The organism is Staphylococcus sp. FSL W8-0271 (assembly GCF_038006605.1).
Classification (GTDB): Bacteria; Bacillota; Bacilli; order Staphylococcales; family Staphylococcaceae; genus Staphylococcus; species Staphylococcus cohnii.
In genome coordinates, this window is record NZ_JBBOVM010000001.1 from 2,003,697 (window position 1) to 2,017,106 (window position 13,410).

Here is a 13,410-nt window from a genome sequence, read left to right on the forward strand (position 1 = left end):
TTATAAATTAATCATTATCATCAATGCCAAACATTTCATATACTGACTTATCACTTTTTTCATCTTGCTTAGGCTCTAATATTTTTAATCTCGATACCGCTGTTAAACCTAACTTAGTGGTCAATACTATTTAACTGTGATAATGCGTCACGTTGTTTGAGTTGTTTCTTTAACTCTCGCAATTCTCTGACTGTCATTTCATCAGGTGTTTTTGTTTCTCCACTTGATGTTGTGTGTTCTTTGGTGCGTTTTGGTTCAGGAAGAGTAGTGATAATATATAAAGCGTTCGAACTTAAATTGTGGTACGTATCAGAATTTGGTAACTCTGACGAAACTTTCATAAATCTGTTGGCAGTATTCCAATCTAAATTTAAGTTTTCTAACCACTTACCAAACTCACCATGTACCAGGTCATTCTCTTTCGCGTGTTTCAATCTCCGCCCAATCTCGAAAATCGACTGGCCTGCAATATTTTCATAGCTTTTGATTTCTGTTTCTATTGTGGTTAAGTCATTACTAAGTTGTAATTCGTTCAATAGTTTATGCTCCTTTCGTGTATAATGTCTTATATGTATTGACTAATCACCTTAAATTAATAAAAGCTACCTCTTAAGATAGCTTTTCCAATAAATTATTAAACATTTGCCCTATTCTACCTGCAGTAACATTAAATACATTACCAATTTCTTTGTATGAATACCCTTCTGCTAATAATATAAATATAAAATACTCTTTGTCTGTCCCGACTCGCTCGACAATATCTTCTAGTTCATTATAAAAGATAACTTCTTCTATATTATGGTTATCGAAAAGATTTGTTTCTTCTTGATGATTAATTTCAAAGAAATCATCCACATCATCATTATATTCATTATTTAAAACATCATTTTTTTCTACGGTATGGTAGTTAAGTATAAATTGCTTTAATGTCGTTTTGTCATAATACATGTCATTATCACATTCCTTATACTACGATTGCTTGCTAACTCTACTCAAATGAGTTGAATGATATAAATCTTTTTGTAATTTATCAATCGTCTCATATGCCTTTATTCGTCCATGAGAGCGCATATAATCCATGACTTCTTTTTGCTCTTGTTTTGTATACTCACTAATAATCTGTTTCAGTTGATTCATACGTTTAAAACTTTTATTTTTAAACCGTTGTAAATCTTCTCTTTGTTGAATAATCCAAACAACTAATTTTTCTAAAGGATATGAAACCGTAATAACACCACTCACTTCATCGCAAGTCATATGTGATACATTTAAATAATAGCTTTCTTCAATTTGCATCTCTATAGATCTAATTTTACGGTTTATAATAAGTGGATTGTATTTTAGTAACAGTTCATACTCTGAAATTTTTTGTTCTTCTATATAATACAATGTTGATTTATTTTGTTTTAATATCATGGTCAGCCTCCCTGATTTTAAAATAGATTGAAGACGTTGACAATAAAGTCAACGCCTTTAAATACTATTTTTTGCTTGGTGCTAAATTTGGGTAATTAATCATCTTTTTACCTAATGTTTTTTTCTGCAATAAACCAGTAGCTTTTTGCCACATAAAATCACTATAGAATTGTTTCGAATCATAATACTTAGACTTTCCTTCTATGATTGGTTTAGCTACATCATTTATAGATTGCTGATTTGTAATTTCACCAATATACGCCTGATTAAGTTCAATTTTTTCTTTGAGCTCATTAATTTGTTGTTTTAAACTATCATTTTCATTCTCAACCGTTTTGACAACTTTATTAGCCTTTTCTGTCTCACTATTAGTTACTTTCTGTAATTGATCTAGTGATTTAACATTATTCGGTAAATTAATTACAATTTGTCCATTCACATTAGGATTAGTAGCTTTCTCACGTCTTAAATTATCTATCTCATTTAAAGTCAATTCATATTCTTGTGTACTTAAGTTACCTTCTTCCAATTTGTTATACAAACTGTTAATTTTATCTTGATATGAAGTTTCATTATTGATTCGTTTACTTTGACTCACCATGTCTTGTATAACAGTGATATGCGTTGGAAATATTTCTTTTATAGTTGGTCTTTTATTAGTTTTAATTGCCATTTATATCGCTCCTTATTTATACTTTTTAAGTAGATTTCTAATTTTATTTACTGCGCTATGCTCTTTTTGATAATCCATCAATTGATTCACCATGTCCTCAAGTACACTTAATTCTCTAAGTACACTTGTAAGTTGTCTATTCTTTTCTTTATCGACGGAACCCTGTTGTTTCACATCATCAATTTCTTGGCGTATCTCCTTAATCTTACTTTTTACATGATTCCATTCAAATACATTAATATTGCTCATTTAATTCCCTCCTTTGTTTTATTTATAGTTATCCTGTTAACCATATTTATTAAGCCAGCGCAGGAAATGTTGATTTTTTGCTGGGATAGGGGGGTTATATGTGTAATAAATCGAAATTATTACGGAATCGAAACACCTTCGCCGTTCCCTCTATTTGGAAAAAGCAGTAATTTGATTTCATGGGGGGCGTGTATTAAAACTCCTGCTATTGCTTATGCTTCATATCCAGATAATGTTTATAACTAATTCCTTTGACGACTTTTTCAGATGTCTCACAATATAATAAATAACGTGCTATCAGTTTACTGTATCCCATAACGCAACATCTCCTAATGTAATAGTGTATTCATCGTCTCACTTAGTTTCAGTGTCACAGGCAACCAACGAACATCTGAATAATCAAATGGATTTGTCATAACAGGCAGATCTAGATACATACCATGTCTTACATAAGTCGTTACATCTGTGCGTACCAGCTCAAGTTGTTTAGATGATAGTAAGCTACCTACTATATTAATGACTTCCATACTCCATCCATGCCACAACACAATGTTCTCATTGTCTACATGTACAAATGTAAAATCACCTTGATAACCAATATGCAATGACTCAAATAATTCCTCTAAATCAATAAAGGATACTAGGGTATGGTATTTAATAAAGTTAATGATATATATATTCAGTTCATCTTTAGTCATTATATTCTCCTTTATGCTTTAATCTTATTCACATTACGCTTAACATGTTTAATAGGTGCAACATATCCCTTATCACGATCTATAGGTCTCATACGATTACCATCACGATACTGATACCAGTATTGTTCCCTATCACACATTACATTCAATTCATTAATAAGGAAATCTATTGTCTGCATGTCTGCTCTTAAGAAGATAGTCATATGCCCCACGCTCGTATAATTAAGCTTAAGGTTATAACCTCTTAACCATAAAGACAGTAGCTCCATATTCAATTTAGATTGTAGGTGTGCTTGACCTTCACTCGATAAACACCAATCACATGTTATAAAGTCTATTTCTAAATAGTGATACTTGCCCTGTGTTTTATAGATGTGACAAATAGGTTTATTAGCAATTTCTAAATCCTTAATATCATTAAAGTTGAGATTCTTATTATTTAATTTGAATGATTTCTTATAGCTCATTTTCTTCATCCTCTATTCTTTTTAATATATCCCAAGTAATTTTTAGTACGTGCCATTACTAATTCAAAACCACCATGAGCAATCAATTTATAACTGGTACGTCTATTAGTATTAGGTACATAACTTTCACGCCACACCACCCATTTTTCATCAATGTATTCAACATAAACTGCCGATATTTTACTTATTGAACAGAAATACATTTCTTCTGTTATGCCAACGATTAACCCTATTTTTTCAGCTTGCTTATCATAATTTATTTCAATATTAGTAGCCTGCACTTCTTACAGTAGCCTCCCAACTTCTCTCATCGAAAACATCACCATTTTTATTATCCCCAATCAATATTCGCAACGGTTCAATGTCGATGTTACATTGCTTCGCATAGCTTGCTGCTTTATATAAATCATCATTCCTATATTCACTTTCACCATTTACAATACGTTGATATGCTTGTTTACCTAATCCACCTTTACCAGCACCTAAATGGTCAAAACTGTGGTCTGATAACACCTGTTTTATAGTATATGGTTCTAACACTTGTTGGGTGTAATTACCACGTTTAGAAAAAATGCGATTTTCAAATTCTCCATTATATTCCGTTACATCTTGGTCATTATGTTTATAAATCCCCTTATGCGTTTGACTATTTGCTAACACAAAATAGTTGTTATCATGTGCCTTTATATCGACTGATGGTAAGTAGTCTATTTTTTGACCGTATTCAAAGTCATCACGTTTCTTGAATATTATGTGCTTTCCACCACTAGGCGTTGTTTGTACCAATGTATTTTGTGCATTAGCAACAATCTCTTTATAAAAAGGAATCATCTTTAAACTTTCAAACCCGTTTTTACCTTTATCATGATCTACATCAATATCGATACACCACACGCCACGTGTAAGCACACCTAATACATGCGTTTGATGATACAAACTTGAATGATATTCAATGAAATCGTCGGTAACATCTATATCAGCAAATGAAACACTAGGTTTCTTATACTGATTTAAAGGTATAACTTGAATATTCTTTTTTAATAAATATTTTGCTACATGATAACCTGTCATTGAATACCTCCTTTACTAACCCTTATAACGCTTATTTTTCCCCTACTAGTAATACATATTTATATTTATAAAAAACGCTATAGGAATATAGGGTTATAAGAGTTAGTGACTGTTATTACAACATTTTAAGAGTTATGATAAGAGTTAGTAAGAGTTATACTAACCCTTACTCTCCAGAAATTAATTCTAATGCCATATTAAACAATTCTGGATTTTCAACTTTATGCACCTTTGTATTTACTCCATCTATCCATTTTTGATTATTTATGCTTATTCCGATTTTTTTCATATCATCTTTAGCTTGTTTGTACCTCAAACTTTTATAATCCTGTTCAATCATTTTCTGTAATGTTTCATCACCAGCAAATAAAAAACTTTGTTTCGCTAAAACTTTAATCATATTAACTTGTGTTTCGGTCAATTCATCTTCGCTAAAATAGTTTTTAAGTGTTACATCACTAAACTTAAACTCTCGACCAGTTTCTTTCAGATACTCCAAACTCGCAATCAAAAACGAAACTGCAGCTGCTACTGATTTCTTACCATTTGGCTGTACAAAATCCCAATAAGGCTTAAATATTTGATAACGTTCTTCATCTGTTTCGTTAAGTGGTCTGTCTTTGAGTGAAATTTTAATTGTACGTGTAGTGTTCGCTGTAATTTCCCCTGTATCTACGTTTTCATTAGTATCTAAAATTAAAACTGCTCTATTTGTAAATTTAAAACTGTTTCTTTGAATACCACGTCCAGAAATTGTCTCACCAGTAGCGATTTTTCGTAATATTCGCATCATAAATTTAGTAATCTCACCAGTTTCATTTGCATGTGCTATATCTGCACCATAAAAATTCATCCATTCGTTAGATGCTTCAAAGCCTGGAGACAATAAACTATCAAAGTTTACTTTATTAACCTGTAACAGCGCATCAAATGTAGTCATCAGTAACCCTTTTCCCGACCTACCGAAATCTTTCATCAAAAACCATTTCTCAGCTTGTATAAGGTCCATCTTGCGATACATTGTATAAGCGTGCATTAGCATTAAGTTATTTTTACTCTTTTCATTTTCAGTTACTAGATCAAAAAATTTTCTAGGCGTTTCTAAATTAATACCTGATTCCTTTACATCGTACTTTTTGACGTATAGTTCATCTGAATTGAGTGTTTTCTTCCTAAACTCTAAGTTTCTGCAATCGTAAATCCAATTATTACCTGCAACGGTATATGGAAGGATATTGTAACCATGTTCTACATTTAAGTGTTCACGGTACATTTCAAGCATCACTTCCAAAAAGTCGTTTATCTGATGCTTATTATCGACCGGATAATTTAGTGCAAAATTCGTATCGTCTATCACTTCATACGTGTTACTTCTTACTATTAAAAATGCATCTAATTCATCTGAATAAATCACTTTATCTGATATGAGATCAGCTATAAATCTTGCGTAATTGTTGAATACATCTGCTTTAAATGTAGATTTCTTTTCTTCTTCACCGTTATCATTTTCAGTAGTTTTTGTGTAAATCGTTCCATAAATAACTCCAATTTCTTTAGGAATTATGATATAATCTAAAGTAAGATTATTAATGTAATCGCCTATATCACTTTTCTCACGATGATATAAATTTCCTTTGTTATTAAAGATTTGTTTATCACCAGAGATAGAAGCGAAATTGATTCGCTTACTAATCTCCTTGATTTTGGATAAACTCGTTGTATTGATATAATCTAAGTTTGAATGAAATTCAAAATGTTTTTTATATAGTGTTGTTTCGTCCATACAACCAACCTTTCATTTATGTTAGTATTTAGTTAGATATTTTTATTTAAATATTTGCGTTTAGGCGTTATCTTTGCTTTGGTCGGCAGATAATGCCTTTTTTCTTGCTCTAATATTTCATCAAGTTTCTCATTTGCTTCTGCTTCTGTTTTTTCTGCTGCATCATGCATTGCCCATATTAAATTGGCAACTTCGCTTAATTCGCTATATTCTTTACTATCTTTATCAGTGATTAAATCCATTTTTCTTACAATTAAATCTATTGACGCTCTAAATGCTTTAGCCTTAGCACCGTAATGAGCTAATTCTACTAATACTTTACCTTTAGTTACTTTTTCTTCTCTGACCATCTTAAAACTCTCCTTCTATTCCATAATGTTTGTCAAACGCAATTTCTTTTGTTTCAAATTTAGAAGATTTTTCATCAAACTTATTAGCTTCATCTTCTAAATCTTTAGATATTATTTCTCGTAATTCTATTAATTTTGTAATTGCTTCAGCATCTTCATTAGTACAATTAGTTTTAATAAATAAATCAATTGCTTGAACCATTTCTTTATGTGTTTCAAATCTTCCGTATTGATATTTCACTTCTGCAAAAGTCATGCAAAAATCTTTTAGTGGGCTTGTATTTTTCATCTTATTCAACCTCCAATAATTGTTTTCTATTTTTTCTATCGTTAAACCATTCTGTTATTGCCCATGACGTAATAGCTAGTGGACTGTATAAAGCAAAGCTATTGAATATATCCTCCGTTACATAACCTACTGCAAATGAAGTCAATGAGCTTGCTGTGATAAGTATTGCGAATAATTTCATAGATTCACCTTCTTATTGTCCTACTGTGATTGAATTACTAAATAAGTCATCGATAGGCATTTCGTATAATTCAGATAAAATTTTTGCCTCTGGTAATGTGAAGTTTGCTTTGTTAAGTTCCTTCAAGCTATATCTTTCTTTAGAAATACCTAATTTTTTAGCAACATATTCTTGATTATGTCCATGTTCTTTACGTGAAATGTAAAGATGGGGATATGCTATTTTTTTCATTATGCTTCCTCCTTTTGTAATTCTTGAATAACACTGAAATTAAAAATTTTTTCTGGTCTTTCTTTTAAACCAGAAGATATTCGACTAATCGTTTCTAAACTTGGATTTGATTTTTGTTCTTCAAGTTTATATATAGTTGTACGACTAACCCCAGTGATATTACTTAATTCGGTTATTGTAATACTTTTTTCTAAACGAATTTCCTTTATTCTGTTAACCATGAATAACACCTCCTGTTAATAATATACAATTTATTGATAATAGTGTCAACCATGATATACAATAAAAAATATAAAAAGATAAGGAGTTTGAAAAAATGAATGAGTTCGGAAATAAACTAAAAGAGTTAAGAGGGAACACCTCGATACGTGAGTCAGCAAAAAACATAGGTATTAGCCACACTTATTTAGACAGTTTAGAAAAAGGATACGATCCCAGAACTGGAAAAGAAAGAAAACCAACTATAGAAGTTATTAATAAAATATCAAAATACTATAATTATGACTTTTTTAAATTAGTAAATTTAGCAGGTTTATTTATGAGTATTAGTGAAGCTCCAGAAAAAGTTAAAAAAGATGAAATTCAAAAGATGAAGAAACGATTCGAAGATTTTGCGATCACTAAAGAAAATAGAGTTAAGAGTGAATATTTAGACTTATTTTCAGAAAAACTCAATTATAATGAGGTAATGTTTTTTGAAAAGATATATACTTTCTTTGAAACTGAGAGATACAGCGAAGAATTAAGTATAAAAAACGGTGCTGATATAGACCCACTAAGTTTTATCGGAATAATATTCGATTTTTTAGTAGAAAATAAAAATTCTCATAAAATTGAAGCTTACGATGATATTATTAATGATTTTGATAGTTTTCTTAAAAATTATATTGGTATTAAGTAGGTGAATCCCATGCAACACGACTTAAAGCTATCCCACAACATTTATAAAGATGCTAAACGTGGTACATATTACTTCCGTATCAAATACTACGAGAAAACGGGAGAACGCAAAGAAATTAAACGTACTGGATATAAGCAACGTAAGGAAGCTGTGAAGGCATGTAACGCTTATATGGACGAAATAGAGGGCATAGGTAAGATTAATCAATTACCGTTCGATGAATTGGTACAAGAGTATGTTGAGTGGTATTCTGCACGTCGTAAAGCATCAAGTTTAAAATCACTTAAAACACATACTAATAATCATTTATTACCATTCTTTAAATCAATGGACGTATTCAACATGACAACGCAGGACATTATGAAGTTTCAAAATAAGAAGATGAAAGAAGCACATTCAGGGGAATACTTGAAGAAAATGCATGTATTCTTGGTATCTATACTTAACCATGCTATGAAATATCATGATCTAAAACAAAATGTAGCATCATTAGTAGGTAACTTTGAGATTGAGACACAGAAACGCTTAAATTACTGGACGTTAGAACAATTTAACCAATTTCACGATATGCTACCTAATTTACAACAAAAAGTATTCTTTAAACTATTGTTTTATAGTGGCGCACGTAAGGGAGAGATTAGAGCGCTCACATGGGACGATGTAAACTTTGACGATGATTATATCCATATAAACAAAACGGACTATCACGGTATCGTGACAGCCCCTAAAACGAAAGCGTCCACACGTGATATATATTTACCTACTCACATGATGGACGACTTACAAGAATATTTAAATTGGTATAAAGATAATAATATTTATAAATCTAATTATGTACTATTTGGCACATTTTTTAAAGCATTTAGTGAAAGTGCTATTGATAGATGGTTTACTGGTACACTTAAAAAGCTTGATGAAACATTGCCTGACGGTGAAACTTTTCCTCGTATTGTTATCCATGAATTAAGACATAGCCATGCTTCAATGCTTGTCAATCATGGTGCTAGTTTAATGATTATTGCACAACGATTAGGACATTCGTCTATAGAAGAAGTAAGCTCACGCTATGGGCATTTGTACCCTAGTACACAAAAAGAAATAATAAAATATCTATGAGGTGAGTAAATGCAAGAATTTTTATTCGAAAAAATTTCAGAACCCCCTATGTGGTTGGAGTTATTAAAAATCTGTTTTCCTATATTCATAGCTTACTTTGTTTATAGATATACTAGTAACAATCATAGAAAAACTTTATTAGATCAATTAGATTCTAAATCAGAATGGCGAAAAAAATTATTTAAAGTTGCAAGCTCTCCTTCAATTGGTTTAGAAGAAGTATACACATTGAGGACATCAGTTAGATTCGATTGCAATGATTTACCAGAAACTATTTTTGAGAAGAAAACTAATGAAATTATCAAATTCTGTGATTGTGTAACATCTTCGCATTTTAATATCAAAGAGCCACTCCCTTTTTTAGAACAAGAAATGACAAGAATATATTGTAGATATTTATTAGCCAACCAATGGGAAATTTTACAATTAACTTTTATAAAAAGACAATTTTATAAATTGCAAATTGGGGAATGGTATAAAAAAGAACAAGAGTTAGATGAAAAAACAAATGAATTAATTAATAAATTTACACCCTAAAATAAGGGTGTCTTTTTTATGAGCTGGGGCAAAACTGGGGCAATATTGGGGCAACAAAAATAAAAAGCCCTTAACCACAAGGGTTAAAGGCTACATAGTGGAGACGGCGGGATTCGAACCCGCGTCCAGAGGTCCTGATACTAATCTTTCTACGTGTGTAGTCTATCAAGGTATTTCGCATAATGTTAGGTGATAGACAGCCGACATTATGCTAGTTCGATTAATCTCTTCTAGGCAGACTTCAAACGGCAGTGCCTAGCGTATCCTATTAAGGTTGAATCGCGTTAACTGCACATAGGAAATGCAGTTAGGCGATGCAGAGTGCTATTAGGCAGCTACTGCGAAATTATTGTTTGATTTGTCAGTTAATTTTTAACTGTGTGTGTTGGTGCGGAGACAACCCTCCGACACGCTTAACTAGCTCGGGGACCCCTGTCGAATCCAAAAACGCCCCCGTAATAATATAATGTACTTTCTGCAGATTTAATCATCTATCATTTTCAGAAAGCACATATTATATTACCAAAGATCAATGTCTTTGGCAATATTTTCGCTTAATAACGCGCTTTAAGTGCTCTATCTACGTCACGTTTCATTGCTTTTTCTTTCAATGCTTGACGTTTATCATGTTTTTTCTTACCTCTTGCAACACCAAGTAAAACTTTGCATTGACCGTGCTTTAAATAGAGTTTTAAAGGAATGATGGAATAACCAATTTCTCTTGTGCGTTCCCCTAATTTTTCTATTTCACGTTTGTGTAATAGTAATTTACGTGAACGACGTGGGTCATGGTTAAATCGATTTCCTTCTTCATATGGAGCAATGTGCATATTATTCAAAAACATTTCGCCACGATTTACTTGCGCATAGCTATCTTTAAGGTTTGCACTGCCACGACGAATGGACTTAATTTCTGTCCCTTTCAACACAATGCCCGCTTCAATCGTATCTTCTATATTAAAATCATGTCTGGCCTTACGATTTTCAGCTAATGTTCCTGGTGATTTTTTCTTTGGCATTGAGTTTCACCTCTTTGTTGAATTATTTTTTCTTCTTACGAGCTTTATTTTTCACTTTTTTATCTTTGTAAAATGGTTTGTGTTTGGTATTACCACTTGCTGGCTTGTTTTTATTACGTTGATTTTTACCTTTACGTTGTTTTTTCTTACCTTTTTTATCATTATTTGAATTATCTAATGACTGACCGCGTGGTTTCGCTTGAATGGTCTTACCACGTGAAGGTCTTTGGCTGCGCTCTTTTTTCGGTAATGGCATACCAACAATTTGGAAATCAATCATACGCTCATCAACATCTACGTTAACAACTTTGATTGTAACTGGATCACCGATACGAAAGACTTTAGCTTGGCGTTCTCCAATCATTGCCATTTGACGTTCATCGAAGTGATAATAATCATCTGTCATCTCTGATACATGTACCATACCTTCGATTGTATTCGGCAATTCGATAAACATACCAAAATTAGCCACAGAACTAATGATACCCTCATATTCTTCTCCAATATGTTGAACCATGTATTCTGCTTTTTTCAGTTCATCTGTGTCACGTTCTGCTTCGATCGCTCTACGTTCTCTTTGTGATGTATGATCAGCAATTTCTGGTAATGCTTCTTCCCATTTATTAAGTGTTTTATCATCCATTGTTTTATCAATAAGATATTTACGAATGAGTCTATGCACGATTAAATCTGGATATCTACGAATCGGTGACGTGAAGTGTGTATAGTGCTCTGCTGACAGACCGAAGTGACCTAGATTCACATCATCATAACGTGCTTGTTGCATTGAACGTAACATCATTGTAGAAATGACCATTTGCTCTGGTTGGCCTTCTACTTCTTGTTGAATTTTTTGTAAAGTTGATGGGTGAACTTCTTCACCAGTACCTTTAATCATTAAACCAAAGTTAGTAATAAAATCAAAGAATTGACGTAAACGTTCTGATTTTGGTTGCTCATGAACACGATATATAAATGGCACATTTAAACGATCAAAGTGTTCTGCTATCGTTTCATTGGCTGCTAACATAAACGATTCGATGAGACGTTCACCTTCACCACGTTTTCTTAATTCTACGTCTGTTGGAATACCTTCATCATTGACAAGTACTTTGGCTTCACTGATATCAAAGTCAATTTCACCACGGCGTTTACGCATATTGATTAAACGTTCAGACAAGTCTTTAGCTAAATCAAGCATTGGTGTAACTTCGTTATATTGTTTGCGCGTGTCTTCATTTTGATCTGTAATAATTTCATTCACTTCATCATAAGTCATACGATAATTCGAATGAATCACACTATCAAAGATTTCATGATTAACCACATGACCACGTTCATCTAATTCCATCTGGCAACTTAAAGTTAGTCTATCCACTTGTGGATTTAATGAACAAATGCCATTACTTAGTCGATGAGGTATCATTGGAATCACACGGTCTACTAAATAAACACTCGTTGCACGGTCGTATGCTTCTTCATTTAACGCTGACCCCTCTGTCACATAATAACTGACATCGGCGATACTTACCGTTAACTGCGTATGTTCATTATCTAACTTTTTCACACTAATCGCGTCATCTAAGTCTTTAGCGTCTGCACCATCAATTGTAATGGTAAGCTCATTTCTTAAATCACGACGCCCTTCGATTTCAGATGGTTTAATTTCATCTGGAACAGCTTCAGCTCCCTCTAACACTTTATCTGGAAATTCAATTTCAATACCATGTTGATAGATAATCGACAAGATATCGACACCTGGATCATTTTTATGGCCTAAAATTGCAGAAACTTGGCCCTCTGGGTTATCGGTACCGTCCGCATATTTTGTAATTTGTACTAAGACTTTATGTCCATCTATCGCACCTAAATTATGGCCTTTCGGAATAAAGACATCTTGCATAATACGTTTATCATCAGGTAACACAAAACCAAAATGTCGAGCTTCACTATACGTACCCACTACTTGGGTAACAGAGTGTTTTTCGATTGATTTCACTTCACCTTCTAGCTTACCTTTATGTTCACCTTTAGAGTGTTGTAATTCGACAAGTACGGTATCTCCATCCATTGCACGATTAATTTTCGTAGGTGGGATAAAGACATCATCCATATCATTGTCTTCAGGACGTAAGAATGCAAAACCTTTTTTATTTTGGCTGAGTGTACCTTGTATTAATTTGGATTGCTTTGATTTTTTAGATTCCTTACGTTGGTATCTGTCCGTCTTTGTACGTTGAATTAATCCTGTTTGTTCTAATTCAACAAGCACCTTGATTAAGTCTCTAAATGAGTCGGCACTATTTAAACCTAATGCATCTTGAAAATCTGATACAGACATGGGTTCATAATCAGGTTGTTTAATAATTTCTTCTATGGATTGCTTTAAATTCATTATGCCCCTCCTTTCTTTTATTAAATACTGTAAA

General features: G+C 32.4%; 19 protein-coding genes, 1 other RNA gene and 1 pseudogene. 3 read left to right on the forward strand and 18 right to left on the reverse strand.

Annotated features, from left to right (window positions below):
* Window positions 1-7: 7 nt before the first annotated feature.
* The 15 genes and pseudogenes from NST87_RS13830 to NST87_RS09885 all read right to left on the reverse strand — a co-directional run bounded on the left by NST87_RS13830 (window position 8) and on the right by NST87_RS09885 (window position 7,629).
* Window positions 8-536: pseudogene (locus NST87_RS13830) on the reverse strand (DUF3102 domain-containing protein).
* Window positions 537-609: 73 nt separating this feature from the next.
* Window positions 610-948: a sigma-70 family RNA polymerase sigma factor gene (locus NST87_RS09820; RefSeq protein ID WP_070862389.1), complete on the reverse strand. Its 339-nt coding sequence runs from the start codon at window positions 946-948 to the stop codon at window positions 610-612.
* Window positions 949-969: 21 nt separating this feature from the next.
* Window positions 970-1,416, reverse strand: coding sequence for a spore coat protein (locus tag NST87_RS09825; RefSeq protein WP_070862390.1), 447 nt, complete (start codon window positions 1,414-1,416; stop codon window positions 970-972).
* 64 nt (window positions 1,417-1,480) lie between these two features.
* Complete coding sequence (locus tag NST87_RS09830) at window positions 1,481-2,089, reverse strand: hypothetical protein (RefSeq protein WP_070862391.1); 609 nt, start codon at window positions 2,087-2,089, stop codon at window positions 1,481-1,483.
* 12 nt (window positions 2,090-2,101) lie between these two features.
* Entirely contained in the window at window positions 2,102-2,338 is a 237-nt protein-coding gene (locus NST87_RS09835; protein ID WP_070862392.1) for a hypothetical protein, read from the reverse strand.
* 329 nt (window positions 2,339-2,667) lie between these two features.
* Window positions 2,668-3,036: a hypothetical protein gene (locus NST87_RS09840; RefSeq protein ID WP_340721654.1), complete on the reverse strand. Its 369-nt coding sequence runs from the start codon at window positions 3,034-3,036 to the stop codon at window positions 2,668-2,670.
* An 11-nt stretch (window positions 3,037-3,047) separates the two neighbouring features.
* Window positions 3,048-3,503 carry a hypothetical protein gene (locus NST87_RS09845; protein ID WP_340721655.1) on the reverse strand — a complete coding sequence of 152 codons (456 nt, stop codon included), beginning with the start codon at window positions 3,501-3,503 and terminating at the stop codon, window positions 3,048-3,050.
* 5 nt (window positions 3,504-3,508) lie between these two features.
* Window positions 3,509-3,784: a pathogenicity island protein gene (locus NST87_RS09850; protein WP_107525545.1), complete on the reverse strand. Its 276-nt coding sequence runs from the start codon at window positions 3,782-3,784 to the stop codon at window positions 3,509-3,511.
* Window positions 3,771-4,574, reverse strand: a complete 804-nt coding sequence (locus NST87_RS09855) for a bifunctional DNA primase/polymerase (RefSeq protein ID WP_340721657.1) — start codon at window positions 4,572-4,574, stop codon at window positions 3,771-3,773. Before NST87_RS09855 ends, NST87_RS09850 begins: the two co-directional genes overlap by 14 nt.
* A 166-nt stretch (window positions 4,575-4,740) precedes the next feature.
* Window positions 4,741-6,357 (reverse strand): phage resistance protein, encoded by a 1,617-nt coding sequence (locus NST87_RS09860; protein WP_340721658.1) that lies wholly within the window; start codon window positions 6,355-6,357, stop codon window positions 4,741-4,743.
* A 32-nt stretch (window positions 6,358-6,389) separates the two neighbouring features.
* Window positions 6,390-6,707, reverse strand: coding sequence for a hypothetical protein (locus NST87_RS09865; RefSeq protein ID WP_340721659.1), 318 nt, complete (start codon window positions 6,705-6,707; stop codon window positions 6,390-6,392).
* Window position 6,708: 1 nt separating this feature from the next.
* Window positions 6,709-6,996, reverse strand: a complete 288-nt coding sequence (locus NST87_RS09870) for a hypothetical protein (RefSeq protein WP_204180363.1) — start codon at window positions 6,994-6,996, stop codon at window positions 6,709-6,711.
* 1 nt (window position 6,997) lies between these two features.
* Window positions 6,998-7,177 (reverse strand): hypothetical protein, encoded by a 180-nt coding sequence (locus NST87_RS09875; RefSeq protein ID WP_340721660.1) that lies wholly within the window; start codon window positions 7,175-7,177, stop codon window positions 6,998-7,000.
* Between the two features lie 12 nt (window positions 7,178-7,189).
* Entirely contained in the window at window positions 7,190-7,408 is a 219-nt protein-coding gene (locus tag NST87_RS09880) for a helix-turn-helix transcriptional regulator (RefSeq protein WP_340721661.1), read from the reverse strand.
* A complete protein-coding gene (locus tag NST87_RS09885) occupies window positions 7,408-7,629 on the reverse strand; it encodes a helix-turn-helix transcriptional regulator (protein WP_037554465.1) in 222 nt (73 codons plus the stop codon). Before NST87_RS09885 ends, NST87_RS09880 begins: the two co-directional genes overlap by 1 nt.
* A gap of 95 nt (window positions 7,630-7,724) precedes the next feature.
* Between NST87_RS09885 and NST87_RS09890 the strand changes: the two genes are divergently transcribed.
* From NST87_RS09890 to NST87_RS09900, 3 genes are read left to right on the forward strand one after another with little or no spacing between them, the layout of a single operon-like run.
* The gene (locus NST87_RS09890; protein ID WP_340721662.1) at window positions 7,725-8,309 is read left to right on the forward strand and encodes a helix-turn-helix domain-containing protein; all 585 of its coding nucleotides are present in this window, start codon (window positions 7,725-7,727) and stop codon (window positions 8,307-8,309) included.
* Between the two features lie 9 nt (window positions 8,310-8,318).
* Complete coding sequence (locus NST87_RS09895) at window positions 8,319-9,425, forward strand: tyrosine-type recombinase/integrase (protein WP_340721663.1); 1,107 nt, start codon at window positions 8,319-8,321, stop codon at window positions 9,423-9,425.
* 9 nt (window positions 9,426-9,434) lie between these two features.
* Entirely contained in the window at window positions 9,435-9,962 is a 528-nt protein-coding gene (locus NST87_RS09900; protein WP_340721664.1) for a hypothetical protein, read from the forward strand.
* 95 nt (window positions 9,963-10,057) lie between these two features.
* Here NST87_RS09900 and ssrA read toward each other — a convergent pair.
* The 3 genes from ssrA to rnr form a co-directional block, all read right to left on the reverse strand.
* Window positions 10,058-10,417: a transfer-messenger RNA gene (gene ssrA, locus NST87_RS09905) on the reverse strand.
* Window positions 10,418-10,516: 99 nt separating this feature from the next.
* On the reverse strand, window positions 10,517-10,981 hold the full coding sequence (gene smpB / locus NST87_RS09910; protein ID WP_019469439.1) for an SsrA-binding protein SmpB: 465 nt from the start codon (window positions 10,979-10,981) through the stop codon (window positions 10,517-10,519).
* Window positions 10,982-11,003: 22 nt separating this feature from the next.
* Complete coding sequence (rnr, locus tag NST87_RS09915; RefSeq protein ID WP_019469440.1) at window positions 11,004-13,376, reverse strand: ribonuclease R; 2,373 nt, start codon at window positions 13,374-13,376, stop codon at window positions 11,004-11,006.
* Between the last annotated feature and the right edge of the window lie 34 nt (window positions 13,377-13,410).